This window comes from Streptomyces sp. AK010 (genome assembly GCF_014207295.1).
In the GTDB taxonomy this organism is placed as follows: domain Bacteria; phylum Actinomycetota; class Actinomycetes; order Streptomycetales; family Streptomycetaceae; genus Streptomyces; species Streptomyces massasporeus.
Genome location: NZ_JACHCX010000032.1, coordinates 28544 through 54730, shown reverse-complemented (window position 1 = coordinate 54730; position 26187 = coordinate 28544). Strand labels below are relative to the sequence as shown.

Sequence of the window (26187 nt, the reverse complement as noted above, 5' to 3'; positions counted from 1 at the left end):
CTCCTGCGCCGACGGCGACAACTGCCGCGCGTCCCCCACCAGTTCACTCACGCAGGGATCAACGACCCAGAACACCTACCGTTTCGGATCAATAGAACAACTGGAATACATCGCCGCCGTCACCCGGTTCGGTTCGCTGCGGCGCGCCGCGGAGGAACTGCACTTGTCACAGCCCGCGTTGAGCGAGACCGTGCGCAATCTGGAGCGGGAGCTCGGCGTGGACCTGCTGGAGCGCAAACGGTCCGGTGCGAAGGTCAGCGACGAGGGCAGGGAGCTGCTCCCGCACATCATGACGGTGCTGGACGCGGTGGACCGGCTGCGCGGCGCGGCCGGTGATCAGCACCGCATCAGCCGCATGGTGCGGCTCGGCACGGTCAACACCGCCACCGTCCCGCTGCTCATCCCGACCGTGCGGGAGTTCCGGACCGCGCACCCTGCCACCCAGGTCGAGGTGGTCGGCGCGCAGCAGGCCGACATCCAGCGCGGACTGCTGGAGGGCGCCTTCGAGGGCTCACCGGTGTCCGGCGGACTCTTCGATGTCCTGATGCAGATGCCCCATCACGCTACCCATTTCCAGCACCGCCGGCCCCGGGTTGTCCGCGTTCTCGGCGACGCCCTCGAGCCATGCGGTGGTCGCCAGGGCCAGGGCACCCGCGTCCTCTTCCCGCTGCTCCACGAGGAGCTTCTCCATGCGGCTGGCCAGCGTCCCCAGGGTCTCGTCGCTGGTCTGCGGCAGCAGGTAGTCGCGCAGACCCGCCGGGAACGGGTCCTGTTCCCGGGCAGACCGCAGGGCGCCGACCACCGTGGCGTCGTCGCTGTAGCGGTCGAGGTGGCCCATGAGGACATACAGCCGCGCGATCAGCCGCGGTCGGCCCGGGTGGCGGTCCAGCCAGGCCATCAACTCCCGCTGGCCGCCCAGATGGTCGATGATCGTGGTCAGGGCCTCCCGCGACTTGGTGGGGATGTCCCAGCTGTGCGGGAGGAGTTCCGCGACCTCGGCGGCGAGCCTCGCCTCGTCCTGCGGTGCGAGCGTTCCTGCGGTGAACTGGCCCGCTCTCCAGCTGTCCAGGCCGTAACCGTCAGGACCTGCCTCGGGATGGGCGCCCCGGGAGGCACGGTGCCGCCGGTGCAGCAGTTCACCGACGCTCCTGGTGAGCGGCATGTCGTGCACGGTGTACCTCCAAGACGCCAGTCGGTCCGCGATGGCCGGGCGGGCCGTCGGCCGGCCACCCGCCGGCCGGGAGGCGCGGGCGATGCCTCCCGGGAGACGCAGGACCATCCTGACGCCGGGTCCCGCCTCATGCCCGCCCGGCGGCGCGGACGGGCGACCCGGGCCCCCGAGGCCTGCGAGCCCCGGGCCGCAGTACCGTCAGCAGAATGTATCGCCGGGGGCGCACCACCCCGGTCCGCTGCGCCGCGGTGAGGAGCCGCGAGGTTACGTCCAGAGTCTGATGTCCGAGCTCGCGGAGCTCGTCGTGGGGGCGGTCCTCGTGCTTGGCCACCGGACCTTCTCACGCCGCCGTGCCTTGGATGCGAGAGACCGACCTGCTGGCGTCGCGCGCGCAGGGCAGAGCCCGCAGCCCGCAGCCCGCAGCCCGCAGCCCGCAGCCCGCAGCCCGCAGCCCGCAGCCCGCAGCCCGCAGCGAACGTTTGCCCCGTCCCGGCCGTCGAGCCCGAGCACTCCTTCTTCCCAGCCGCAGACGCGGTCTCCAGAAGTCGCGGACTGCTGCGGCGCCCGCCGGCCCGTGCTGGCGCCGCGCGGATCCTTGACGGACGACTGGCCGGCCTCCTGCGCCGAGCCCTGTGTGGCCCTGCGCCGCCTGGTCTCACAGTCCCGTGCGGGCGTGGAGCGCGCATGGAAGGCCCAAGCTGCGGACGCAGCGGCCCCGAGCAGCCGGCACGACGACGAGGGGCCCCCGATCCGCTGTGAAGCCGGGCGCTCCTCGCGGGGTGTTCAGGGACGGGCGCCGGGCTTGTTGACGACGCCCCAGGCGGCGCGGGCGCTGACCATTGCACCGTCGTCCCGGCTCCGCCCGAGGTAGGCGTAGCTCTCGGGGTCGAAGAAGATCTCCTGTTTGCCCTGCCAGCCCGCGGGCGTCTTGTCGGCGTAGGTCACGCTCACGCCGATCGCCGCGCGGCCGAGCGGGTCCTTCACGCCGGTCGTCACCCGGGCGCCGGGGATCTTCGCGAGAGCCCTGAACAGGCCCGCCTGGACGTTCGGCGGGATCAGCACCGACCGGTACAGGACGTCGATCTCCCGCCAGTCGCGCTGTGCGCGCGTCTCCCCCTTGATGGAGCCGATGGCGTGCTCCTGACGGATGCGCTTCATCATCCGGTCGGCATCGCTCGGCAGGGTGGCGAGGAAGCGGTAGAACTGCCGCTGGGAGCGGTCGTCGTAGCCCTCCTTCTTCCACTTCTCCTCCTGGTTGGGGCCGTACCAGATCTGGAGCTTGTCGGGGTCGAAGTCCGAGATGTCACCGGCCGGGGGGATGCCGGGCAGATTGGCGTGCCCGGTGCCGTCCCAGCGGGTCCACTCCTCGCTGCTTTGCGGTTTGCCCTGGACGAAGACGGTGGTCTTGTCGTACACCCACTGCTTCGGCCCGGGTTCGGTGCCGTTGTGCTTCTCGACGGTCGCGGCGGCCAGTTCGAGGGCATCGGCGGAGGCCCCTGCCGACAGCGTCTGGGGGCTCTTCCTCGCGGAGGCGCGGGTGCTGTCCTCGGACAGGGTCGCGACGATCCCGGCGGCCACGGCGAGGGTCCCCGCGGTCGCCGCGCCGACCAGGATCATCCTGCGCCTGGGAAGGGCGGCGGCACGCTCCGGGCGGGTCTCCGACCGGAGCGCCGCGGTGAGCCGGGCCCGCGGTGCGGCGAGCCGGTCGGCGTCGGGAAGGGGTGCGTCGGCGCGCAGGCCGCGGAATTCGGAGAGCTCGTTCATGCGGGGTCACCTTCGTGTATGCGAGCTTCGACGAGAGGGCCGCCCGCCGCGCCGGCCTGGGTGCGCAGCTTGCGGCGGGCGCGGTTGAGGCGGGAGCGGACGGTACCCACGGGAATGTCGAGGGCTTCGGCGATCTCCTGGTAGCTGAAGTCGGCCCAGGCGAACAGCAGCAGGACGTGCCGGTCGCCCGCGGAGAGACGGGCCAGCGCCCCCGCCAGCGGGCGGGCGGCGGCCTCGGCAGCCAAGCGATCGTCTGCGGAGTCGGTCCAGCTGTCGGCGACCGGGTCGTGGCCTGTGCGGGCGAGCAGCTTCAGCGCCTGGACCTCCTGCCGGCGGTGCCGGCCGATCTGTTTGGCGGCGATGCCGTACAGCCAGGGCCGCACCCCGGCGCGGGCCGGGTCGAACCGGGCCCGTATCCGAAAGGCCGTCAGAAACGTCTCGCCGGTGACATCGTCGGCCGCGTCCCGGCCGAGCCGTCGGGTGACGTACTGGTGGATCGCCGGGGCGTGACGGTCGAAGAGGGCCGCGAAACGCTCGGGTTCATGGAGTGAGGCTCTGATGAGCTCGGCGTCGCTGCCGGCCAGGTCGGTCATGGACAGTCCGTCCGTCGGTGGGGTCGGTGGGGGTCAGGGTGGTGGTGGGTGTTCACACCCTGTACTTGCCGAATCGCGGTGAACGGGTTCACGCCGCCGCTCAAGTGCCGTACATCTGCACGGCCTTCCGCAGTGCAGGAAGCATCCTTCTCACCGCGGTTCTCTCCTCGGCCCCCTTTGCGGACGACCGCCACGCTGTGCTGGACCGGGCGGTCGGGGCCAAGCTCAGTTCGCGGAAGCCTGTCGGTGCCTGCCTCAGTTCCCACAGGATGCGCTCGTCCAGCGCCGTCCGAGCAGATCGAGCGGGCATCGACACCTACGGCTTCGGCCTGCTCCTCACAGCGGAGGCCACCGGCGGCCTGCTCGGTGCGGGCATCGCCCCGTCCCGTGGCCGACGACTGGGCACCGGCACCGCACTGACCTGCACAGCCGCCGTCGAAGGGCTCGCCATCCTCGGCCTGGCCGCTGCCCCGAACCCGTACATGGCCGGGCTGGCGCTCGCCGTCCGCGGAGCCGGCATGGGCGCCACGATGGTGCTCGCGCCTTCCCTCCGGCAGGCAAACGTCCCCACCCACCTCATGGGCCGGGTCGCCTCCACCTCCCGCATGCCGGCCATGTGCGCCGCCCCCCCCTCTGAGCCGTCCTCGGCGGCTGGCTCGCCACTGCCCCCTCGGAGCCGTCCTCGGCGGCTGGCTCGCCACCGCCCCCGCCGCGTTCCCTGCGAAGCCCCCCCGTGCGGGGTGTGCGCACCCTCCCCCTACCGGTTGACCGACCGCATCCCTGCCTCGTCGTACCGCTCACCGGCCGCCTCGGGCAGCTCCGCATCGATACGGGCCAGGTCGCCCTTCGTCAGGTCGATGTCGACGGCGGTGGCGTTCTGCTCCAGGTAGGTGCGGCGCTTGGTGCCCGGGATCGGCACCAGGTCCTCGCCCTGGGCCAACACCCACGCGATGGCCAGCTGAGCCGGCGTCACGCCCTTCTCGGCGGCGATCTCCCTCACCTTCGCCGCCAGCCGCAGGTTCGCCTCCAGATTGGTGTCCTGGAAGCGCGGGTTCTGACGACGCCAGTCGTTGACGTCCAAGTCGTCCGGCGAGGTGAACCGCCCGGCGAGGAAGCCGCGGCCGAGGGGGGAATACGGCACGAAGCCGATCCCCAGCTCCCTGCATGCAGGCAGCACCTCGGCCTCCACATCCCGCGACCACAGCGAATACTCGCTCTGCACGGCCGTGACCGGGTGCACGGCGTGCGCACGCCGGATGGTCTGGGCGCTCGCCTCGCTCAGCCCGATGTAGCGCACCTTGCCCTCGGCGACCAGTTCGCCCAGCGCGCCGACCGTCTCCTCGATGGGCACGTTCGGGTCGACCCGGTGCTGGTAGTACAGGTCGATGTGGTCGGTTCCCAGACGCTTCAGCGAGCCCCGGACGGAACTGCGGACGTGTTCGGCCGAGCCGTCCTGCGGGCCGACCGTGCTGATGTCGCCCGGTACAGCGTCATCCATCCGGTAGTTGAACTTCGTCGCGATCACATACTCGTCGCGGCGCCCCCGGATCGCCTCGCCGACGAGGGACTCGTTGGTGAGCGGTCCATACATCTGCGCGGTGTCGAGGAAGTTCACCCCGAGATCGAGGGCGTGCCGGATCGTAGCGACGCCCTCCTCCTCATCGGCCGTTCCGTAGAAGGCGGACATGCCCATGCACCCCAGGCCGATGGCCGATACCTGCAGTTCACGCAGACTACGTTTCCGCATGGCGTGTCCCAGCCTTCCTTGCACGCTTGATCGTTCTTCGGGCGACGCCGAGCCTCCCGTCCATCCAGGCACAGATGCGGTCGCCCGGCATCCCAGGAGGAGCGGGCACTGAGACGGCCTCGTGCGCCGTTGCATCCTCGACGCTATGACTTCGAGCGCACTCCATGGCAAGCAGGACGCGAGAAAGGCCCTGGCTCCGGGGCGGGCACCACACCCGTGTGGCGCTCCGGGGCCCAGGAGACGGGCCCGGAACCGTTCGTCCTCGCGGATGGGATGCAGCGCCCGGGAACGCCGGCGGTACCAGCAGCCGCCATGCACGGGAAGACCTCGCCGCCGCCAGCGGTCGGCGCTTCAGTGCTCGAATACCGCCGTCGCCACCGGCGCTGCCAGCAGCAGGCTGAGTCCGACCAGGGGGAGGCGGTCCAGCCACAGGATGGCGGCGAATTCGCGCAGTGTCGCGGCCAGCCAGTAGGCGGGGGAGGTCGGCGCGCCCACGACGTGCACCGGCACACCGACGCGGCGGGCCAGCAGGGTCGTGCGGTAGACGTGGAAGCCGCTGGTGACCACCGTGGCACAGTGGCCGGGAGTGGTGCCGTCGACGAGCGCCGCGCTGAAGCGGAGGTTCTGCCCGGTGTTGACGGAGCGGTCTTCTCGCACGATCCGGTCGGCGGGCACTCCGCGTCCGCGCAGATACTCGGCCATCGCGTCCGCCTCGGAGCGAACCTCGTCGTCGCCCTGGCCGCCCGAGAGGACGAACACCACAGGAGGCGTGTCCGGTGCGCGGCAGGCGTCGACCGCAAGGGCGCGCTCCAGCCTGCGGGTCAGCAGCGGCCCGGGCCGGTCGCCGTCGAGCCCGGCGCCCAGGACGACGACATGAGTGGTTTCCGGCAAGGGGGTGCTACGGCCCCGGACGAACACGTAGCCGGTGAAGACGAGGAAGAGCAAAGTGAGGTATCCCGCGGCCGCGTTCACCGCGACCACGAGGGCACCGAACGCTTCGCCGCCGACCGCGTGGAAGACCGCGTCGAGGCCGAGCACCGCCAGCACCGCGCAGCCGGCGGCCCCGGTCGCCAGCAGGGGTGCCTGCGGTCCGTAGCGCCGGACCAGGAGGACACCGTCGGCCAGCAGCAGCAGACCCAGCGCGAGCGCCAGGAGCAGGGCGGTGACGGCGAGGACGGTGGCGACGGTCGGATGGGCTGCCGCACTGCGACCGGTGACGCCGAGTCCGGCAGAGGTCAGCGCGAGGCAGAACAGGGCGGCGGTGGAGAACCGGTGCGGTGCCAGCAGGGCGTTGACGACGCCGCCCGCGGCGAACACGGCCGCGGCGAGGTACTCCGGGTACTCCGGCATGTGCCGCACCACTCCGCTCTTCCGCCCACCGGGCTGCTGCCCGTACCCGCTCGCCGTTCGCCGCCCGCGGGTTCCCGGCCCCGGGACGGACGGCTGCCGGCCATCCTCCCAGACCTGCTGTGGTACGCCGAACTCGGGCCCGCGGCGGTGCCTTCGGCGGTACCGGCATGTCATGCCGGTGGTGCTGCCCGGCGGCCGCGCAGGACGCACAGATGGACGGTGTGCCCTATAGCCCGGTGCGGATCCGGCAGGTACGGAGGCGAGAGGCGTTGGGCACCCGGCCGAATCGAGGAGCGCGGCGGCCGGCAGCCCGACGGGTTCCGCGCCCGAGACGACGGCGCCGGCACGCATGCGTGCCCTCCGTTCACGATTCGAGGCAAGCGCTGCTGGGGCGGTGGACAGGGTTCGTCCTTGTCCGTTGTCCGGCGCCAAGTGCCCGTTGAGAGACCTCCATCGTGGATCCCCCGCCACTTCGGTTCAGGCTCTGACCTGCGTACAAGGCGCCGACGGCTGCAGCGAGGGTGCCGAGCAGGAGACGTAGGGCCCGTTCGGGTAGGCGTGGTCGGAGGCGCGCGCCGAGGTAGCCGGCGATCAGGCCGCCGGTGCCGAGCGGCAGCAGCAGAATGGCGATCAGGAGCCGGAAGAGGGCCGGGCAGGGCGAGGACGCGGATGGCGGCGCCGACGACGACGCCGGGCAGAGTGCCCAGCACCAGCCGTCGGGCGAGGCCCCCGCGCAGGGCACCGTCGTGGCGGTAGCGCCACAGGGCGCCGGGGCCGACGACGACGTTGAACAGCAGGTTGGTCGGTCGGGGTGACCGCCGGGTTGGGCACACCGAAGACGCTCAGCTGAACCGGGAGCAGGAACACCGCTCCCGACACGCCGACCGGGGCGGTCACGGTCGCGATCAGCAGGCCGGCGGCCAGCCCTCCCGGCACTGTCCAGTCCACCGTTGCCCCTGCCCGTCGCCCGCCCGGTCAGTATCAGCGCGTCGGACGCCCCCATGGCCTTCCTGCAACACGATGACCTGCTTCCACCTGACACCCGCGTTACCTCACGGCGTGTCGGACACCGTATCCTCAAGCCTCGTGCCGGTTCCTCCACCGTCCGCCTTGACCGGAGCAGGCCGCCGGGCTGACCTGGAGACGAGCGCGGTGTCGGGTCACGAGCGCGGGCATGCGTCGACTCGGAACTCGCGCCAACATGCCTCCGGGTGCGCGGCACGTATGATCGCACATGCGGGCGATGCGGTGTCGGCGGCGGGCCGGCCGGATCAGCGCAGTCCCGCGAAGAGATCGTTCTCGGGTACGGCCGCGCCAGTGGCGTCCTGGACCCGCACGAAGGTCTCCATGCCCATCAGCTCGCCGAACCTCTCCTTGCCCATCCTGAGGAAGAAGATGTTCTCGCCCTGACTGGCGTGCGCGGCCAGCGCGTCGAACTTCTGGCCGCTGAACGCGGTGGTGTCGACCCACGTGGTGATCTCATCGTCGGGCAGGCCGATCTCAGCCAACGCGGCGGCCTCGGCAGGATCCGGCTCCGGCATGTCCTCATGAAACTCGCGCATGATCTCGCCGAACCGCTGCATCATCGAGCGTGGCATCGTGGTCCAGTACACCTTCGGTGACAGTTCGGTCATCTCCAGCGCCGCCATCGTGATGCGGTGGGCCTGGATGTGGTCGGGGTGGCCGTAGAAGCCGTTCTCGTCATAGGTGACGACCACATCAGGCCGGTAGTGCCGCATGAGTTCCGCGAGCCGGGCCGCACCTTCCTGCACGGGGGTCTGCCAGAAGGATCCGGGGGCGTCGTTGCTCGGCCAGCCGGCCATCCCGGAGTCGGCGTAGTCCAGCATTTCCAAGTCGCTGACCTTCAGCACCTCACAACTCGCTGCGAGCTCCTGACGGCGCATCAAGGCGACCGCCGCCGGTTCGTGCCCGGGATCCCCCGGCTTAACACCCCCAGGTCCGTCACCGCAACCGCCGTCCGTACACGTCACCAGAACCGTACGGATACCCTCCGCCGCGTACCGCGCGAGGACACCCCCGGTTCCAGTGGCCTCGTCGTCGGGGTGTGCGTGCACAGCCATGAGCGTCAAAGGCCGGTCAGCCATGAAACAGTCCTCTCGAAGAGATACCTCATGATCAAAGCGCGCGGCGGGCTACCGCGAACCCTGGGGCCCGGAACCTGATGGGGCGGACGACCTTGCCGTCTCCATGCTTCCCCGCTCATACGGCGCCGGTCCTCGGTCGATACAACCCTGCCGACCGGACCCGCTGTTCCCGGCACGGCCGCTTGACCTGCCGTCAACAACGAACACCCACCCCAAAAGGCTTCCTACCGGACAGGCTTGTCCAGCCAAAAGGCTTCCTACCGGACAGGCTTGTCCAGCCGACGACGAGGCCACTCGCCCAGCGCGAGCACTGGGCGAGGCCAGAACCCGCTGGCCGCATACGCGCTCAGCTCCCACGCCGACCTGAAGCCCAAGTCCTCCACCGGCGTGGCCGACTGGAGCAAGTCACTTCAGCGGCAGATGGAGTTCTACCGCTGGCTGCAGTCGGACGAGGGCGCGATCGCCGGCGGCTCGACCAACAGCTGGGCGGGCCGCTACGCGACCCCGCCTTCGGGCAAGTCGACGTTCTACGGCATGTACTACGACCAGCAGCCCGTCTACCACGACCCGCCGTCCAACCAGTGGTTCGGCTTCCAGGCATGGTCGATGGAGCGGGTCGCCGAGTACTACCAGCAGACGGGGGACGCTTCCGCGAAGGCGATCCTCGACAAGTGGGTCAAGTGGGCGCTGTCCAAGACCACGATCAACCCCGACGGCACCTACCAGATTCCCTCCACCCTCCAGTGGTCGGGCCAGCCCGACACCTGGAACGCGTCAAGTCCCGGCGCCAACAAGAAACTTCACGTCACCGTCGCGGACTACACCAACGACGTCGGCGTGGCGGCCGCGTATGCCAAGACCCTGACGTACTACGGCGCCAAGTCCGGTGACGCGAAGGCGAAGTCGACGGCGAAGGCGCTGCTGGACGGAATGTGGGACCACCACCAGGACAGCCTCGGCATCGCCGTCCCCGAGACCCGCACCGATTACAGCCGCTTCAACGACAGGCTCTACGTGCCGAGCGGCTGGACCGGCAAGATGCCGAACGGCGAGACCATCGACTCGTCCTCGACGTTCTCCTCGATCCGGTCCTTCTACAAGAACGACCCGGCCTGGTCGAAGATCGAGTCCTACCTCAAGGGCGGCGCCGCGCCCGTCTTCACCTACCACCGGTTCTGGGCCCAGGCGGACATCGCCCTGGCCATGGGCTCGTACGCGGAACTCCTCGAGTAGCCCCCGCCGGCGATCCGCGTACGCGACCCCGTCACAGGGCGACGGGGTCACCCCGCCGGGCGGCCTCACTCTCCCAGGGGCCGCCCGGTCCCGGTCTCTTCCAGTGCTTGCGCGCCCCCGACGTACGGCACGGCGTTTCCCCACGCAAACGCGATCAGCAGAGCCCCGAGAAGCCTGTTCCCACCGTCGACCACCAGCAACAGACCGATTACCTCCCCACCAAGTCGGGAGCGCTCCCAACCCTGGGGCGCGGCGCGACCGCCTGACCCGGTGCCGTTGCCGAAGTCATGTGCTCGATTGCCTCCGGCCGGTAAGATCGGTGATCTCGTGGGGGAGGTGGTCATGGGCAGGCGACGCCCTGGGACACCGACGCTGGAGGAGGTGGCCGCCCGGGCTCGGGTGGGTCGGGGCACGGTCTCCCGCGTCATCAACAACGCGGCGGGCGTGAAGGAGTCGACCCGCCGCACCGTACAGCGGGCCATCGAGGAGTTGGGCTACGTGCCAAATCTCGCGGCCCGTTCCCTGGCCGGGCGGCGGGCCGACGCCGTCGCCCTGGTCATGACGGAGCCGGACTGGCGGCAGTTCGCGGAGCCGTTCTTCTCCGAGATCGTCAGCTCGCTCGGGGACGCGCTGACGGACACCGGGATACAACTGCTGCTCACCTTGGTCCGCTCCGACGCCGAGCGGCAGCGTTTCCTCGAGTACGCCCGCGGCGGCCGGGTCGACGGTGTCCTGCTGATGTCCGTGCATGCCGGCGATCCGCTGCCGGACATGCTCGCCGAGGCCCGGATGCCGACCGTGCTGCTGGGGCGCCGCTCGGGCGACGAGTACGTCAGCTACGTCGACGCGGACAACATCGGCGGAGCCCGCAGCGCCGTCTCCCATCTTCTGCAACGGGGCCGCAGGGTCATAGCCACCATCACCGGGCCGCTCGACCTGTACGCCGCCCAGTGCCGACTGCGCGGCTACCAGGAGGCTCTGGCGTCGGCGGGCCTGGAGGGCGAGCAGACCCGTGTCGCCGAGAGCGACTTCACGGCGGAGAGCGGACGCCGCGCCATGGCCGAGCTCATCGAACGCCATCCGGACATCGACGGCGTGGTCGCCGCGTCGGACACCACCGCCGCAGGAGCTCTGGAGGCGCTGCGCGCGGCCGGGCGCAGGGTGCCGGAGGATGTCGCCGTGATCGGCTTCGACGACTTTCCGCTGGCTCAGCGGACCGAACCACGACTGACCACGGTTCGCCAGCCGATCGAGGAGATCGGACGGGCCATGGTCCGGCTCCTCCTGGAGGAGATGGAGGAGGGCGCCGTCGCCTGGCGTCACGTCATCCTCCGTACGCAGCTGGTGGTCCGCGACTCGACCTGACGTTCGCCAGCCAAGCCCCAGAAACCGTCCTGGAGTTGACGCGTTGCGTCTCGATGCCCTCGTCTGACCTGCGGCTCCGGAATCGGTGACGACAGGTTCATGCCGACAGTCTTGTCAGGGACCTGAAGCGTCCCTACAGTCCGTGCCGATCCCCCATTGGGAGCGCTCCCACTTGCAGCTTCCCGGGAAGCACTTCCCGTTACCCCCACCCCTCCTCGAAGAGGATCCGCATGCGTCCTTCACCCCACCATGCCCACAGCGCGCGTGGCCTGCTCGGCGCGCTGCTCACCTCGCTCGTCTCGCTCGCCGCGTTACTGACCGCTTCCTCGGTGGCGCAGGCCGACACCGCGATCTGCCAACCGTTCGGTTCGACGACCATCCAGGGCCGCTACGTGGTCCAGAACAACCGCTGGGGCACCAGCGCCACCCAGTGCATCGCCGTCAACGACTCGGGGTTCAGGATCACCCAGGCCGACGGCTCCGTCCCGACGAACGGCGCTCCGAAGTCCTACCCGTCCGTCTACAACGGCTGCCACTACACCAACTGCTCGCCCGGAACCAAGCTCCCCGCTCAGCTCAGCACCATCTCGTCCGCGCCCTCGAGCATCTCCTACACCTACGTGAACGACGCGGCGTACAACGCCTCGTACGACATCTGGCTCGATCCCACGCCCCGGACCGACGGCGTGAACCGTACCGAGATCATGCTCTGGTTCAACAAGGTCGGAGCCGTCCAGCCCATCGGTTCCCCGGTGGGCTCCGCCAACGTGGCCGGGCGCGAGTGGCAGGTCTGGTCCGGCAGCAACGGCTCGAACGACGTGCTGTCGTTCGTCGCACCGTCGGCGATCACCAGCTGGAACTTCGACGTCATGGACTTCGCCCGGCACGCCGTCGCACGGGGGCTCGCGCAGAACAACTGGTATCTGACGAGCGTTCAGGCGGGGTTCGAGCCCTGGCAGAACGGTGCGGGCCTCGCTGTGAACTCGTTCTCCTCCACCGTCAACACGGGCTCCTCCGGTGACCCGGGCGGCCCCGGCACCCCGGGAGGTTCCACGGCCTGCAAGGTGGCGTACGGGGCGAACGCCTGGCAGGGCGGTTTCACCGCCGATGTCACCATCACCAACACCGGCTCCTCCCGTGTCAGTGGCTGGAAGCTCGCGTTCACCCTCCCGTCCGGTCAGCAGATCACCAACGCATGGAACGCGAACCTGTCCGGGTCGTCAGGAGCCGTCACCGCGAGCAATGTGGCCCACAACGCCGAGGTGGCGGCCGGCGGTCAGGTGACCTTCGGGTTCCAGGGCACCTCGAGCGGCACCTTCGCCAAGCCCTCCGGCTTCACCCTGAACGGCACCGCCTGCACCACCGCGTGACACACGTTCCCCCTGCGGGGACCGCCTGTCCCCCGCGGACAGGCGGTCCCCGCAGGCCGCAGGGCGGCCTGGCAGCCGGGTCAGTGCCGGGTCAACTGTTCCCGCAAGTCAGGGCCGCCGACCGGGTCTACCCGTTCATCTGCCAGGGGCAGATCCCGCGTCACCTGCGCAGGGAGTCGGGATGAGTGGGTGGGAAGATGCAGATGAGTCATCGCACTCATGTCGCCGTCCGGTCGCCGCCTTCAGGCTGGATCCGTGAACGTGACCCGGAACGTCAAGCCCCGCAACCTCGCCGACTGGCCGGCATGGCCCTACGTCGCACTCTTCTTCTGGAGCTGGGCGGCACTGGTCACGTTCGGTCCCCTCGTTGTCATGACCGTTCTCTCCGTCGCCTGGGCGACCCCGCTGTCGTTGGAGCCTTTGGCGCAAGTGGCGGCGCTCCAGGTCGGCCTCATCGCCGCCACGCTGACGCCCCTGTACTTCGCCCCTGGCTTCCGTCGTCTTGCTCGCTTCGCCAGGGTGGCGCTGCTGGGGCCTCTGGACGGCGCTGTCAGTGCGGCCGTGTTCCTCTGCCTCGGCCGCGCCCATGTCTGATGTGGATGGCGGGGTCATGGCCGACCCTGACTGACCAGTCCTGCACCGGCCCGCGTGCTCGACCGCTGCACTCTGTCCAGCCGTCAGGCGGGGTCGGGAAGGGGCACCGGGCAACCTCGCGGGCGTCGTCCGGCGGGACGCTCAGCATGCGCAGGACCATCTCGGAGCGGAGCGGGCGCTGTCAGTCGGGGGGTCGGGAGCGACGGCAGCGGGGGACGGCGTGCGATGGGCCCGGCGCCCGCCATCCGGGAATCATGTCTGGGCTTTCCGGGCCAGTCCGGCGGCGATGAGGTGCTCCCAGACCGTGAGCTCTCGTCTTTCTCCGCTGTTCCAGGGGGTGTCGGCCTCGTCGGGACGCCACAAGGGCGCGGGGACGATCCCGGGGTCGAGGATCTCCAGGCCGTCCAGCAGGGAGGCGATCTCGGCGTCCGTGCGCCACCGGCCGCGGCCGAACGTCTACTGGAGGACCTTCTCGGCCTCCCTGGTCTCCGGGTTGTTGCCCGAGCGGAAGTGACTGATGAAGAAGCAGCTTCCGGACGGGACATGGTCGCGCCAGTAGCGGACGATGCCGGCCGGGTCCTCGTCATCGTTGACGTGGTGAAGGATGGCGCTGAGGATGACGGCGACGGGACGAGCGAAGTCGATGAGTTCGAGCGTGGCGGGGTGAGAGCGGATGCCCTCGGGGTTGCGCACATCGACCGCGACGACGCGGGTCCGGTCGTTGTCCTCCAGCAGTGCTCGGCCGTGGACCAGCACTTGGTCGTCGATGTCGACGTAGACGACCCGGGACTCGGGGGCGTGCCGTTGCGCGACCTGGTGGACGTTGTCCGCGGTCGGCAGGCCACTGCCCAAGTCGATGAACTGCCGGATGCGGGTGGTCTTCGCGATCTGACTGACCGCCCGGGTCAGAGCCGCGCGGTTGGCGAAGGCGATGGCCACCGAACCGGGCAGGTCGCGCTTGAACACATCGCCGATCTCACGGTCCACGGCGTAGTTGTCCTTGCCGCCGAGCAGGTAGTCATAGACGCGGGCGATGCTGGGCTTTGCCGGGTCGATGGAAGAGCCTTCGTGCCTCATGGCAGCCATTCTTCCGGCAACATCGCCTGCGCACCCCCCTTTTCGGCACAGCAGCCGACCCTGCGGCAGCCACCCCCGTCACTGACCCAGCATCACGTACATGGGAGGGATGGCCGAGGGCCGGCGCCTGACTCTGACCACTTGCCCCTGGGTGGACTCAGACTTCCGGATGAGGGGCACGCCCTTCGAAGTCTCGCCGCACCGCGGCACCCTGGTCTTCGATCAGCCCACCCTCATCGGGAAGATCCAGAACCGTTCCGCAGTGCTTGCACAATTTTCCGTCTTCGGCCGACGCACCGCATGCCTTACAGAACCGGTTGCCCTTCTCACTTTCAGTCCCCTGCGTCATAACTCTCCGAAAGGCCGCTCGACATGTTGGATTTCCACACGGAGTACCCGTGGAACCGAGGTCGATTCACCGCACGGCTCGTGCGCGGGCGGGTTGGTCAGGTGCGGCATGTGGGAACAGGTCCAGTTCCGCTGGAGAAGGTTGACGGAATAATGAAACGAAGGAAGATGCTGAAGCTCTGGCCCCGGGTGCTGGCCGCTGATTCCGATCCCCACGAGGTCTTCAGCAACATGGCGCTGCTGACACAAGCGATCGACGCCGACAGTGACGGGTCGCTGCGGAGCGGGCTGCCGCTGACTGTGGTGCCCGAAGGGCTGCTGCCCGCCAATTGCAGCAGCCCGGGCCGCCCGTGTGAACGGCGTGCTGCCGCTTCAGGCGTTCGTGACGAAGCGCTCCCACGCGCGGTGCTGGGACATCGGCTCCTGCAGCTGCTCCAGAACGGACGTGCCGTCCTGGCCGACCACGACGCCCGGTGCGTCGGCGGGGATCCCGGCCGCTTGAAGGGCCGCGTCGCCGCCCGCCCAGGCGCCGATCGCCTTGCCGTGGCGGAATGCCTCCGACAGCAGCAGGCTCACCCTCGGGTCGACCGCTCCGGGCGCACCGGCGGGCTGTGCCTTGGCGTCGCGGGAGCCGTAGGCGTCACTGCCGGCGGCGGGTGCCCCGGCCACGAGCAGTGCGTCGTACTCGATGGACCGGGCGGTCACGAACGTGCGCTGTACGGTGACCGCGTCGTCGCCGCTGCCGAGCTTGCCGCCCGTGGGGGCGATGATCAGCGGCACCATGTCCGCGCCGAGCACCGCCTCGCGCACCGCCCGCACGCCGTCCAGGTCCCCGTCGGGGCCGGTGACGATGCCGATGAGGCGGCCGTCCGTGGGCCAGGACTGCCCGACCTGGGAGAGCGCCGGGCTCGGTTCGACCTCGGCCGGCGGCACGGTCGGCTCAGGGGCCGGCAGCCCCAGACCCTCGGCGACGCCCGCGCACAGCTCCGCGTCGATGTTGGCCAACACCTGCAGGGCCCGCTCCTTGATGGCCTGTTCGTAGCACTTGCCGAGCTCGAAGGTGTAGGCGGCGATGATGTGTTCCCGCTCCACGGCGCTCATGCTCAGCCAGAACCTGCGCGGCTGGCTGAAGTGGTCCGAGAAGGACTCGGGAGCCTCCCGGACCTTCGCCGCCACCGGCACCCGTACCGGCACTTCGATGTACGCCCCGGTGTCCGCGCCGGCCAGGAACGGGCAGCCGCCGTCGAGTGAGTTGGGGCGGTACGGTGCCACACCCCGGTGCACGGCGTCCTGGTGGAAGCCGTCCCGCAGCATGTCGTTGACCGGCGAGTGCGGCCGGTTGATGGGGATCTGGGAGAAGTTCGGGCCGGCCAGCCGGGTGATCTGGGTGTCCAGGTAGGAGAACAGCCGTCCGGCGAGCAGCGGGTCGTCGGTGATGTCGATGCCGGGCACGAGGTGACCGACGTGGAAGGCGACCTGCTCGGTCTCCGCGAAGTAGTTCGACGGGTTCCGGTTCAGTGTCAGCAGCCCGATCGGCTGGACGGGGGCGAGCTCCTCGGGGACGAGGTTGGTCGCGTCTAGCAGGTCGATGCCCTCGAAGGTCTGGTCGGGGGTGTCGGGGAAGGTCTGGATGCCCAGCTCCCACTCCGGGTACGCGCCCGCCTCGATGGCGTCGGCGAGGTCGCGGCGGTGGAAGTCGGGGTCGACGCCTCCTGCGATCTGTGCCTCCTCCCACACCAGGGAGTGCACACCGAGCTTCGGCTTCCAGTGGAACTTCACCAGCGTGGTGGAGCCGTCGGCGGCCACCAGACGGAAGGTGTGGACGCCGAAGCCCTCCATCGTCCGGTACGAGCGCGGGATGCCCCGGTCGGACATGTTCCACAAGGTGTGGTGGGTGGCCTCGGTGTGCAGCGTGACGAAATCCCAGAAGGTGTCGTGCGCGCTCTGGGCCTGCGGGATCTCCCGGTCCGGGTGCGGTTTGCCGGCGTGGATGACGTCCGGGAACTTGATGGCGTCCTGGATGAAGAAGACCGGGATGTTGTTGCCGACCAGGTCGAAGACGCCCTCTTCGGTGTAGAACTTGGTCGCGAACCCGCGGGTGTCCCGCACCGTGTCGGCGGAGCCCCGGGAGCCCAGCACCGTGGAGAAGCGCACGAACACCGGCGTCTCCGCGCCCGCCGCCAGGAACGCCGCCTTCGACACGGTCGCCGCGGTGCCATAGCTCTTGAAGACGCCGTGGGCCGCGGCGCCGCGGGCGTGCACGACTCGCTCCGGGATGCGCTCGTGGTCGAAGTGCATGATCTTCTCGCGCAGGTGGTGGTCCTGCAGCAGTACCGGCCCGCGCGGGCCTGCCTTGAGCGAGTGATCCGTGTCGTACCTGCGCGTGCCCTGAGCATCGGTGAGGTAGGCGCCGGACTGGGCCACGCGTGCCTGGGCCGCGCCCGTGGCCTGTCCTGTGGGGGACATCGTGTCCGGGCCGCTCTGGTCGGGCTTCGGCGGCAGGGGCTCGCGCGGTTCCGTGGGCTCCGCGACACCGGGGGATTCCGGGGCCGGCTTGCCCGGGATTCCTTCCTCCGGTCCCGCCCCGGCGCCCTGCACGGCTTCGGTGACCTTGTCCGCCGCCCGCTTGAGGGGATTGGGCTGGCTCATCGTTATCGTTCCTCCACGTCTGACCGGCCCCGGCCGGCGCGCGGCCATGTGGATGGGGGGCCGTGAGATCCGGCGCCGGGTACCCGGTTGTGCCGTACTCATCACCGGTCGGGCTCGACGGGCACTGTCACCGCAACGCTTCCACGCGGCCGTGCCCTTCGCACCCGGCGAGGGTCAGGGGGGTGAGGGCACCGTGCTGTGGGCGGGCCGGTGGTTCCTGCCGCTGCAACGCAGAGCGGGCAGGCCGCATCAGTCACGCGTCTGAAGCGCCTCGCGCATGGTGCGCAGCCGGCGGTGCTGCAGGCTGCCGTAGAGGACGAGCCAGGTCAGGAAAACTCCGGCGAGCACGGTCATGCCGAGGGTCTGCCGCAGGCCCGCGGGTAGGGGCCATGAGGACCACGAGGGTCGCCCACATGACGGCGAGGAGGATCTGGGCGGCGACACGGTGGCGGGTGCGGTGCAGACGGTGATCGACCAGGTCGCGCATGGCGTGGCGGGTCTGGGGATCGGTGGGCACCTCGCCCCGGCGCAGCATCCTGTCCAGCGACACGAGGTTGTCTGCCGAGCCACCTGCGGCGCGCTTCTCCTTCCTGCGTACGACCAGCAGAACGACGACACCGCCGAGGGATGTGACAGCGACGCGGGTCACGACCGAGACGGGCGAGCGCTCCGGGTACAACATCCAGACCACGGCGCCGGCGACAAGAACGGACAGGAGGACCTGGAGCCACAGGTGCTTGCCGAGACAGGAGTTGACGCGTTCCATGAGCGGCCCCCCTTCCTATATCCGGGCCCGGCGGCGGACGACCAGGACCCGCATCGCCAGTGCGACGGCCAGCAGCACCCAGGCTCCGACGCAGTAGCCCCACGCCGTCACCCCGCGCACGACGCCGACGGAGGCCCCAACGGCCCACAGGGCGACGAGGACCCACAGTGCGGTCCAGGCGATGTCGGCTATACGACTGGGCAATTGGGTGCGCTGTCTGGCGCCGGGTTCGAGGTCTCCGAGCTCCGATGGCTGCGGCGTATCCCCTCGTGTCATTGCTGGTTCCTCCGGGTGAGAGAGTGCGTCTCTGGGACAATGTCGAATTCCCCGGGGGTGATGCGGCATGCCGCCAAATGCGTGCCCCTATTCGGAATATGAGGCCCCGTAGCGTACGCATGTCGTCTCAGGGGCAAGTGGAGGATATTGACAAGGTGTCCGGTGCGCATACTCGGCTTCTCGACGCCGTGTCAATTGCTCGGTTGTGATCGGGCGCGGCATGCTGCCCCAATGCCCCTCAAGACGATCCCTCCGCTCTCCCGCCGTACTGCGCTGCGCGCGTTGGGCTTTGGTGCGGCCCTCGGCGGACTCGCCGGGTGTGGTGTCCCGGCCGCGTATGTGCGGCCCGGCGACCGCGCCGCCGCCGATCTGTCCTCCACCGAACAGCGGCTGAACTGGGCGAACTGGCCGCTGTACATCGACACCGATGACGAACACCCCTCGCGGCGGCCCACTCTGGAGGCCTTCGAGAAGCGCACGGGGATCTCGGTCGAGTACATCGAGGAGATCAACGACAACGACGAGTTCTTCGGCAAGATCAGCCCGGCTCTGATGAACCATCAGTCCACCGGCCGCGACCTGGTCGTCGTCAGTGACTGGATGAGCGCGCGGTTCGTGCGGCTCGGCTGGGTGCAGGAGATGGACCGGGCCCGGCAGCCGAACGTGACCCGGTACCTCGACCCGCAGTTGCGGTCGCCCGCGTTCGACCCCGGCCGCACGTGCACGGTGCCATGGCAGTCCGGCGTCACCGGGATCGCGTACAACCGGCGCAGGACCGGCAGGGAGATACGACAGGTCTCGGACCTGTGGGCGAGCGACCTGAAAGGCCGGGTCACACTGCTGTCCGGTCTGGACGAGGCGTTCGCGCTGCTGATGCAGGGCAACGGCGTCGACATCACACGCTGGACGGCCGACGACTTCCACACCGTCTGTGACCAGGTGGAGAAGCAGGTGAAGGGGGGACAGATCCGACGCTTCACAGGCAACGACTACATCAAGGACCTGTCCAGTGGTGATGTCCTGGCCTGCCAGGCGTACTCGGGGGATGTGATCCAGCTCCAGGCCGACGACCCGGACATCGAGTTCGTCGTCCCCGAGGAGGGCGCCGAACTCTGGGCCGAGTCGCTGATGATTCCCAACCTCGCCCGCCACAAGGCGAATGCGGAGCGGCTCGTCGACCACTACTACGATCCCGAGGTCGCCGCCGAGCTGGCCGCCTGGGTGAACTACGTCTGCCCGGTGCCGGCCGCCCGGGACGTCCTGGCCTCCGCCAAGGACGAGGAGAGCGCCGCCCTCGCCGAGAACCCGTTGGTCTTCCCCGACAAGGAGATGCGCGGCCGGCTCGCCATCGCGCGGGACATCAACTCGGACGAGCGGGTGGAGTTCGGCAAGCGGTGGAATCAGATCGCGGGTCTGTGAGGCGGCGGTGAGCGGGGGCGGGCGAGGTGCGGTTGTCGGCGGCAGCCGGACCGTGTCCGTCAGTGACGGGCCGGCGGTACCGGGTCCTGGTAGGCGCGGCGGCGGGCCGCGCCGGGGCGGCAGCGCAGCAGGCGCGCCAGCATCAGCCGGCCGCCGCGGAGGGCGCCGTGGTGGCGGGATGCCTGTACGGCGTTCGTGGAGCAGCTCGGCGTGTACGGGCAGCATGGCGGCCGGGTCGGGCTGACCGCGACACGGTAGTGCCGCACGGACCGGTACATCGCGGCGGCCACCCCCCGCCAGGCTCCCGGGCTGGGCGCGTCGCCCAGCCCCCTTCAGCAATGCCCCCTTCAGCAAAGGGCTTCAGCCGAGATCGAAGGCATTCGGTAGCCCGAGGAGGTAGCGGGTGCGGTCGTGGCGTCTGAGAGGCTCCAGTTCGGGGGCTCGGTACAGGGAGGTCACTATGCAGCGTTGTGCCGTGGATCCGGATCGGTCCAGAAGGGCGTTGACGGCTTGCCGGGCCGAGGAGTTGGCGCCCTCCATGGTGGCGAGGTCGATGGGCACGGCCACGTAGTCGCCGGCCAGGAAGAGGTTGGGGATCTTCGTAGCCGACCGCGGGCGGTGGTGGAAGGTGCCCACCGGGTGGATGAGCAGCTGTTCGTCGTTGACGGGATGCGGCGTGCCGAGGCCGTCGACAGCGGGGTCGAGGAACCAGGAGTGCAGCACCGAGTCCTTCAGGACCGTACGGCCGCTGTCGTTGAGCGACGCCTTGAGCTGAGCCCACACCTCGCGTGCCACTTCGGTACGGGTGCATTGCTTGGCCGTCTTGCCGTACAGGATGCCCGGGCGGTCCCACTCGGAGACGTCCACGGACAGGCAGTCGGCCACCGTGCCGTCGCCGTAGTCGGCCTGGAAGTCGCGGCCGGGCCAGTGCTGGGCTTGGGCGATCGCGGTCAGCGACCACGGGGAGTCGATGAGGTCGAGGTGGCCGTGCAGGATCGGAGTGCGTTCGGTCAGGTAGAACTGAATGCCCGTCATCCAGTCCGTCTCCAGGCGGTCGCACTCGGCCAGCTGGGGGTCGGCTGCGCGGACGGCGGAGTTCCATGTGCGGCGGGCGTGTTCGACGGGCATCGCCGAGATGTAATGGTCGGCGGTGACGGTCCGGCGCGCGCCTGAGGGGTCCTCCACGACGGCTCCGGCGATCGCACCCGCCCCCAGGGTCAGGTCCCGTACGGTCCAGCCGACGCGGAACTCCACTCCCAGTGACTTCAGGTAGCTCACCCAGGGGTCGATCCATGCCTCGTTGGTGGGCGCGTTGAGGATCCGGTCCAGGGGGCCGTCCGCGCCCCGCCCCAGGAGGTTGAAGGCGAAGGCCTCCAGCAGCGTGCCGACCGTACGGGTGCTGGCCTCCTCCGCCTTGGTGGCCACGATGTTGCGGGTGATGCCGACGGCAAGGACGCGCTGGTAGTCGTAGGACATCCGTCCGGCCCGCACGAAGTCCCACCAGGGCGTCCGCTCCCATACGGTGTCGCGGCGCTGGTCGCAGCTGGTGAGGAAGACCAGGATGCGGTTGGCGAAGTAGAGGGCCTCGTGGAGGGGGAGGTTGAAGGCCGTGTCCAGAACGGCGGTGAAGGCGCGGCGGATGTCGTCGGGGGTGAGTTCGGCAGGGGTGCTGTCGGGCCAGGGCAGCGGGATCCGGATGTCCTCGCGGCCGCCCGACCTGGCGAACAGCATCTCTTTGGGGGCGACGAGGTTGTCGTGAACGCCGCCCGGGTTGCCGGGGAACGGGATGCGCCGCATCGTGTCGGGCAGGTTGTGGTAGATGCCGGGGATGAAGCGGAAGCCGTGCTCGCCCGGCAGGGCGCGTCGGCCGCCGGTGGCACTGTCCGGTACGTCCATGCTGCGGGCCTTGCCGCCCAGGGCCTTGCGTTCGTAGACCGTGACCCAAAAGCCGCGCTCGGCGAGTTCGTGGGCGGCCGTGAGCCCGGCGACGCCGCCGCCCAGGACCGCCACGGTCTGCGGTGTGGAGCCGTTCTCGGCCGAAGCCCGTCCGGGTGTTCCGAGGGCCACCCCGCCGCCGGCGGCCGCGGCGGTGCCCAGGAACCCTCTGCGCGTGGTGCCACTCATAGCCACCTCTTACCGTCGGTAACATCGGCCGCACGAGAATACGGTCGAGGCAACGATCCCGGAAGGCAGCCGACGCAACTTGGCTTGATGGCACATCACTTGACGAGGTCCCGGGCAGCAGCTCCCGTTCGACGCCCGGCGAGATCTCCCAGATGTGCCGACGTCATCGGCGGACGATGCGGAGGAGAACCACGTGCCAGTGCGTCTCGACGGCTCCCGGGTCGGCAGCGACGCGAGCCGCCAAGCGGGTTCGGAACTCGGCCATCAGCTCGGTGAGGGCCTCAGGACTTCGGCCACCCGGGCTCAGGACGCTGAAGAGGGACGGCCCGAACGCCGCCTCGAAGAATCCCGTCACCCGGCCCGCGAAGTGCTCGACGTCCCGCGTCGCGTGATACTCCTCCAGCAGAATGTCGGGCAGTGCGACAAGGCTGTGCTCCTCGACGCTCAAGTCGCGTACCAGCGGCTCGGCGCGCAAGGGGGCGAGGAACTCCTCCAGGGTTCTGTTCCACGTGGGAATCATCATGCGGGCATACTCGTCCGCATCGAGCAGTCCCCGCTCAACCAACTCGACGAACACCGCGTTCGCCGTGTCCATCACGCCTTCGGCGCCGCTGGAAGCGTCGTCGGCCGCCGCTCCGCCGAGGATCACCATCTGGCCGCCTGGGCGCAGTTCGGCGGCGCGATGGGTCAGAAGCCGAGCGGGATCGTCGGACGCGGCACCCAGATCGCCGACCGCTTCCTGCACATCAAGCCCGGCGGCGACCTCGCCCTGTTCCAGGCCCTCAACCGTCTGCTGCTGGAGGGCGAGGACGCAAGGCCCGGCACCGTCCTGGACCACGACTTCGTCGATGCCCACACCACGGGCTTCGGCGAGTTCGCCCGGCACGCCCGCACGGTCGACTGGGACGACGTGCACACGGCGACCGGACTGCCCCGCGAGGAGATCGAGACGGTCCGGGACGAGGTCCTGAAGAGCGAACGCGTCATCGTCTGCTGGGCGATGGGCATCACCCAGCACAAGCACGGCGTGCCCACCGTCCGGGAGATCGTCAACTTCCTCATGCTGCGCGGCAATCTGGGGCGCGCCGGCACCGGCGCCTGCCCGGTGCGCGGCCACAGCAACGTCCAGGGCGACCGCACCATGGGCATCTGGGAGCAGATGCCGGACACCTTCCTCGACGCCCTGCGGAAGGAGTTCGGCTTCGACCCGCCGCGCCCGCACGGCCTGGACTCGGTGAACTCCATCAAGGCGATGCGCGAAGGGCGCGTCAAGGTCTTCCTCGCCCTCGCCGGCAACTTCGTCCGCGCCGCTCCCGACAGCGACGTCACGGAGGAGGCGATGCGCTCGTGCCGGCTGACCGCCCACATCTCCACCAAGCTCAACCGTTCGCACACCGTCTGCGGCGACACCGCGCTGATCCTGCCGACCCTGGGGCGCACCGAGCGTGACGTCCAGGCCGGCGGTGAGCAGTTCGTGACCGTCGAGAACTCCATGAGCGAGGTGCACACCTCCCAGGGCCGCCTGGAGCCTGCCTCCCGGCTGCTGCTCAGCGAAGTCGCCATCCTGTGCCGGCTCGCCCGCCGCACCCTGGGCGGCAAGGCGGACATTCCCTGGGCCGAGTTCGAGGGCGACTACGGCACCATCCGCGACCGCATCTCCCGCATCGTGCCGGGTTTCCACGACTTCAACGCACGGGTGACCCGGCCCGGGGGCTTCCAACTGCCCAACCCCGTCAACGAGGGCGTCTTCAACAACGCGGTCGGCAAGGCCCTGTTCACTTGCAACGAGCGCGTGGTCCCCCACGCTCCCGAGGGGCACCTGCTGCTGCAGACGCTGCGCTCGCACGACCAGTGGAACACGGTCCCCTACACCAAAAACGACCGCTACCGCGGCATCCACGGCAGCCGCCACGTCGTGCTCGTCAACCCGGCCGACCTGACCGAACTCAGCCTCGCCCAGGGCGATCACGTCGACCTGGTGAGCGTCCGGGGGGACGGCGCCGAGCGCCGGGCGGAGAACTTCGAGGTCGTGTCCTACCCGGCCGCCAAGGGCTCGGCCGCCGCCTACTACCCCGAGACGAACGTCCTGGTGCCGCTGGACAGCGTCGCCGACATCAGCAACCAGCCCACGTCCAAGGGCATCGTCGTCCGCCTGGAACCCACTCCCGGCCGGACACAGCCCACACGCCCCTGACCGACGGCACGATCCCGAGCGGACGCGTGACGACAGAGGGCCCCGCCCGCGGATGAGGAGTGCCCGCACCGACGGCCGGATCTCGTCACCCCGACGGCATTCGGCCAACACTCCACCCCTTTCCGTCCTTCGGACAACCGCGCAACCGGTCCGTTCCTCTCACAGCGCGGGCGGAGCAAAACGCCCTTACGGGACGGCACAGGCCCGGACCTCGCGGACGAGCTGTGCCGCCTGCTTCTCACAGCACCGGAGGACGAGGGAACCATGACCAGAAGACGCACCGCTCGGCTGCGGCGCACGCTGCTCGCCGGCACCACGGCCATCGCCGTGACGGCCGTTACGGCCGGCATCGTGGCCGCGGCTCAGGAGCCTGCGCAGGGCACGAAGGGCCCCGAGCTGAGCCTCGTCGCGGCGACCACCTCGGTGACGCTCACCTCCTGGAAGGAGGAGCCGGGGGTGTACCTGGACCTCGGCACCTACCTCATCGCCGAGGGGACGCCGCTGGAGCTCAAGGTGACCCGGAAGTCCTACAAGGACCCGGTGGCTGTCACCCAGACCGTGTACGAGGGCGGCAAGCCCAAGGCGAAGAAGCTGCCCGCAGGCACCGTGAAGAACTTCTCCGGACTGCCCGGCTTCTCGGAGATCACCCTCACCGACAAGGCCGGCAAGAAGGTCCTCACCCGCAGCGAGAGCTTCTGCCCGAACAACGCCAGCGGCCGCGTGCGGCCCGACGCACCCTCGAAGTCCAAGTATCCGGAGAGCTGCCCCACCAACCCCTTCACCCTCGGCTCCGTGTGGGGCATAGAGAAGGGTTGGGCGGCCAACACCTACGCGGGCTCGTACGGCGAGCCGGTCCAGCTGCCGGCCGGTACGTACACGGCCAAGGTCGGTGTCGCCAAGAAGTACCGAGACCTGTTCGGCATCGCCGGCAAGGCGGCCACGGTCGAGGTGACCGTGGTGGAACGAAGCGAAGAGGACGAAGAAGGCTCCGCCGGGGCGCCGCCCCGTTCCGCGAAGGCCGGCGAGCACGCCGGGCACGGTGCCGGTCACCAGGCGCCGACCGCGCACGCCGGTCACGGGCCGGGGCATGCCCCGAGCCGCGCCGAGGCTGCCGCGCCGGTGACGAGCGGTGCGGGTCCCTCGTACAACGTGGGCCACGGTCCGCTGAAGGCCGCGCCGCCGGCCCTGCCGTGGGCGCTGAAGAAGAAGCAGCAGTCCGCACTGTCTCAGCAGGCCAGGGACGTCGGCGGCCAGACCGACGGCTCGCGTCAGGCGCCCGCCCTCAAGCCGCTGTCGAAGCGGCCCGCCGGCAAGCCCTCCGTCCCGGACGTCCCCAAGCCGGACCTGCGCTCCCTGCCGGCCTACGGCATCACCATCAGCGACGGCGACAGGGACATTCCGGGCAAGGACTACCTGGCGTTCAGCGCCAACGTCTGGAACGCCGGCCCGGCGCAGCTCGTGGTGGACGGGTTCCGCTCCCCCGGCAAGGCCAAGATGGACGCCTTCCAGTACTTCTACGACGCCAAGGGCAAGCAGGTCGGCTACACCCCGACCGGCACCATGGAGTGGGACCCGCGTCCGGGGCACGTGCACTGGCACTTCACCGACTTCGCCAGTTACCGGCTGCTGAAGGCCGACAAGAAGGAGGCCGTGCGCAGCGGCAAGGAAGCGTTCTGCCTGGCCAACACCGACGCGATCGACTACACGGTGAAGAACGCCAACTGGCACCCGTACAACACGGACCTGGCCACCGCCTGCGGTGAGGAGAACTCGATCTCCGTCCGCGAGGTGCTGGACGTCGGATCCGGTGACACGTACACCCAGGATCTGCCGGGCCAGTCGTTCGACATCACCGGCGTGCCCAACGGCACCTACTACATCCAGGTGCTGGCCAACCCCGAGAAGCGGCTGAAGGAGACCAACCTCGACAACAACAGTGCCCTGCGGAAGATCGTGCTCGGCGGCGAGCCGGGGAAGCGGACGGTCACCGTGCCGGCGCACGACCTGGTGAACGCCAACTGACACCGTTGTCCGACGCGGAT

16 protein-coding genes and 6 pseudogenes are annotated in these 26187 nt (G+C 69.7%); 9 read left to right on the top strand and 13 right to left on the bottom strand.

The window, feature by feature from the left end; genetic code table 11:
• Window positions 1-91 precede the first annotated feature (91 nt).
• A pseudogene (locus HDC93_RS35595) lies at window positions 92-508 on the top strand (LysR family transcriptional regulator); the annotation flags it as partial.
• 3 nt (window positions 509-511) lie between these two features.
• Here HDC93_RS35595 and HDC93_RS35590 read toward each other — a convergent pair.
• The 3 genes from HDC93_RS35590 to HDC93_RS35580 form a co-directional block, all read right to left on the bottom strand.
• Window positions 512-1162, bottom strand: a complete 651-nt coding sequence (locus HDC93_RS35590; protein WP_260419959.1) for a hypothetical protein — start codon at window positions 1160-1162, stop codon at window positions 512-514.
• Window positions 1163-1954: 792 nt separating this feature from the next.
• Window positions 1955-2935 (bottom strand): CU044_5270 family protein, encoded by a 981-nt coding sequence (locus tag HDC93_RS35585; RefSeq protein WP_185014942.1) that lies wholly within the window; start codon window positions 2933-2935, stop codon window positions 1955-1957.
• A complete protein-coding gene (locus HDC93_RS35580) occupies window positions 2932-3528 on the bottom strand; it encodes an RNA polymerase sigma factor (protein WP_185014941.1) in 597 nt (198 codons plus the stop codon). Before HDC93_RS35580 ends, HDC93_RS35585 begins: the two co-directional genes overlap by 4 nt.
• A 296-nt stretch (window positions 3529-3824) precedes the next feature.
• Here HDC93_RS35580 and HDC93_RS39065 point away from each other — a divergent pair.
• Window positions 3825-4195 (top strand): annotated as a pseudogene (locus HDC93_RS39065) (MFS transporter); the annotation flags it as partial.
• A gap of 90 nt (window positions 4196-4285) precedes the next feature.
• Here HDC93_RS39065 and HDC93_RS35575 read toward each other — a convergent pair.
• From HDC93_RS35575 to HDC93_RS35565, 4 genes and pseudogenes are all read right to left on the bottom strand, one after another.
• Window positions 4286-5275, bottom strand: a complete 990-nt coding sequence (locus tag HDC93_RS35575; protein WP_185014940.1) for an aldo/keto reductase — start codon at window positions 5273-5275, stop codon at window positions 4286-4288.
• 351 nt (window positions 5276-5626) lie between these two features.
• Window positions 5627-6625, bottom strand: a complete 999-nt coding sequence (locus HDC93_RS35570; protein WP_185014939.1) for a YdcF family protein — start codon at window positions 6623-6625, stop codon at window positions 5627-5629.
• Window positions 6626-7103: 478 nt separating this feature from the next.
• Window positions 7104-7573 (bottom strand): annotated as a pseudogene (locus HDC93_RS39060) (TSUP family transporter); the annotation flags it as partial.
• A 323-nt stretch (window positions 7574-7896) separates the two neighbouring features.
• Window positions 7897-8730: a PIG-L family deacetylase gene (locus HDC93_RS35565; protein ID WP_185014938.1), complete on the bottom strand. Its 834-nt coding sequence runs from the start codon at window positions 8728-8730 to the stop codon at window positions 7897-7899.
• A gap of 312 nt (window positions 8731-9042) precedes the next feature.
• Here HDC93_RS35565 and HDC93_RS35560 point away from each other — a divergent pair.
• From HDC93_RS35560 to HDC93_RS35545, 4 genes and pseudogenes are all read left to right on the top strand, one after another.
• Window positions 9043-9963, top strand: a pseudogene (locus HDC93_RS35560) (glycoside hydrolase family 48 protein); the annotation flags it as partial.
• Window positions 9964-10305: 342 nt separating this feature from the next.
• A complete protein-coding gene (locus tag HDC93_RS35555) occupies window positions 10306-11328 on the top strand; it encodes a LacI family DNA-binding transcriptional regulator (RefSeq protein ID WP_185014937.1) in 1023 nt (340 codons plus the stop codon).
• Between the two features lie 230 nt (window positions 11329-11558).
• On the top strand, window positions 11559-12698 hold the full coding sequence (locus tag HDC93_RS35550) for a GH12 family glycosyl hydrolase domain-containing protein (RefSeq protein ID WP_185014936.1): 1140 nt from the start codon (window positions 11559-11561) through the stop codon (window positions 12696-12698).
• A gap of 255 nt (window positions 12699-12953) precedes the next feature.
• Window positions 12954-13292 (top strand): hypothetical protein, encoded by a 339-nt coding sequence (locus tag HDC93_RS35545; RefSeq protein ID WP_185014935.1) that lies wholly within the window; start codon window positions 12954-12956, stop codon window positions 13290-13292.
• Window positions 13293-13544: 252 nt separating this feature from the next.
• Here HDC93_RS35545 and HDC93_RS35540 read toward each other — a convergent pair.
• The 3 genes and pseudogenes from HDC93_RS35540 to HDC93_RS35525 form a co-directional block, all read right to left on the bottom strand.
• Window positions 13545-14378 (bottom strand): annotated as a pseudogene (locus tag HDC93_RS35540) (SAM-dependent methyltransferase).
• Window positions 14379-15089: 711 nt separating this feature from the next.
• Complete coding sequence (locus tag HDC93_RS35535) at window positions 15090-17366, bottom strand: catalase (protein WP_185014934.1); 2277 nt, start codon at window positions 17364-17366, stop codon at window positions 15090-15092.
• A gap of 781 nt (window positions 17367-18147) precedes the next feature.
• Window positions 18148-18336 (bottom strand): hypothetical protein, encoded by a 189-nt coding sequence (locus HDC93_RS35525; protein WP_260419958.1) that lies wholly within the window; start codon window positions 18334-18336, stop codon window positions 18148-18150.
• 303 nt (window positions 18337-18639) lie between these two features.
• Here HDC93_RS35525 and HDC93_RS35520 point away from each other — a divergent pair, with 303 nt between their 5' ends.
• Complete coding sequence (locus HDC93_RS35520; protein ID WP_185014932.1) at window positions 18640-19827, top strand: PotD/PotF family extracellular solute-binding protein; 1188 nt, start codon at window positions 18640-18642, stop codon at window positions 19825-19827.
• Window positions 19828-19886: 59 nt separating this feature from the next.
• Here the strand turns inward: HDC93_RS35520 and yidD are convergent, their stop codons facing one another.
• The 3 genes from yidD to HDC93_RS35505 all read right to left on the bottom strand — a co-directional run bounded on the left by yidD (window position 19887) and on the right by HDC93_RS35505 (window position 22603).
• Window positions 19887-20117: a membrane protein insertion efficiency factor YidD gene (gene yidD, locus HDC93_RS35515; protein WP_221517533.1), complete on the bottom strand. Its 231-nt coding sequence runs from the start codon at window positions 20115-20117 to the stop codon at window positions 19887-19889.
• A gap of 70 nt (window positions 20118-20187) precedes the next feature.
• Entirely contained in the window at window positions 20188-21951 is a 1764-nt protein-coding gene (locus HDC93_RS35510; RefSeq protein ID WP_185014931.1) for an FAD-dependent oxidoreductase, read from the bottom strand.
• A gap of 163 nt (window positions 21952-22114) precedes the next feature.
• Window positions 22115-22603, bottom strand: a complete 489-nt coding sequence (locus tag HDC93_RS35505; RefSeq protein WP_260419957.1) for a hypothetical protein — start codon at window positions 22601-22603, stop codon at window positions 22115-22117.
• Window positions 22604-22639: 36 nt separating this feature from the next.
• Here HDC93_RS35505 and HDC93_RS35500 point away from each other — a divergent pair.
• Window positions 22640-24145 (top strand): annotated as a pseudogene (locus HDC93_RS35500) (molybdopterin dinucleotide binding domain-containing protein); the annotation flags it as partial.
• A 264-nt stretch (window positions 24146-24409) separates the two neighbouring features.
• On the top strand, window positions 24410-26167 hold the full coding sequence (locus tag HDC93_RS35495) for a lysyl oxidase family protein (RefSeq protein WP_185014929.1): 1758 nt from the start codon (window positions 24410-24412) through the stop codon (window positions 26165-26167).
• Window positions 26168-26187 lie beyond the last annotated feature (20 nt).

Excerpts from the sequence above, each read along its gene's own strand:
- HDC93_RS35590 (WP_260419959.1), bottom strand. The coding sequence starts at position 1,162 with ATGCCGCTCACCAGGAGCGTCGGTGAACTGCTGCACCGGCGGCACCGT.
- HDC93_RS35585 (WP_185014942.1), bottom strand. The coding sequence starts at position 2,935 with ATGAACGAGCTCTCCGAATTCCGCGGCCTGCGCGCCGACGCACCCCTT.
- HDC93_RS35580 (WP_185014941.1), bottom strand. The coding sequence starts at position 3,528 with ATGACCGACCTGGCCGGCAGCGACGCCGAGCTCATCAGAGCCTCACTC.
- HDC93_RS35575 (WP_185014940.1), bottom strand. The coding sequence starts at position 5,275 with ATGCGGAAACGTAGTCTGCGTGAACTGCAGGTATCGGCCATCGGCCTG.
- HDC93_RS35570 (WP_185014939.1), bottom strand. The coding sequence starts at position 6,625 with ATGCCGGAGTACCCGGAGTACCTCGCCGCGGCCGTGTTCGCCGCGGGC.
- HDC93_RS35565 (WP_185014938.1), bottom strand. The coding sequence starts at position 8,730 with ATGGCTGACCGGCCTTTGACGCTCATGGCTGTGCACGCACACCCCGAC.
- HDC93_RS35555 (WP_185014937.1), top strand. The coding sequence starts at position 10,306 with ATGGGCAGGCGACGCCCTGGGACACCGACGCTGGAGGAGGTGGCCGCC.
- HDC93_RS35550 (WP_185014936.1), top strand. The coding sequence starts at position 11,559 with ATGCGTCCTTCACCCCACCATGCCCACAGCGCGCGTGGCCTGCTCGGC.
- HDC93_RS35535 (WP_185014934.1), bottom strand. The coding sequence starts at position 17,366 with ATGAGCCAGCCCAATCCCCTCAAGCGGGCGGCGGACAAGGTCACCGAA.
- HDC93_RS35520 (WP_185014932.1), top strand. The coding sequence starts at position 18,640 with ATGCCCCTCAAGACGATCCCTCCGCTCTCCCGCCGTACTGCGCTGCGC.
- HDC93_RS35510 (WP_185014931.1), bottom strand. The coding sequence starts at position 21,951 with ATGAGTGGCACCACGCGCAGAGGGTTCCTGGGCACCGCCGCGGCCGCC.
- HDC93_RS35505 (WP_260419957.1), bottom strand. The coding sequence starts at position 22,603 with ATGGTGATCCTCGGCGGAGCGGCGGCCGACGACGCTTCCAGCGGCGCC.
- HDC93_RS35495 (WP_185014929.1), top strand. The coding sequence starts at position 24,410 with ATGACCAGAAGACGCACCGCTCGGCTGCGGCGCACGCTGCTCGCCGGC.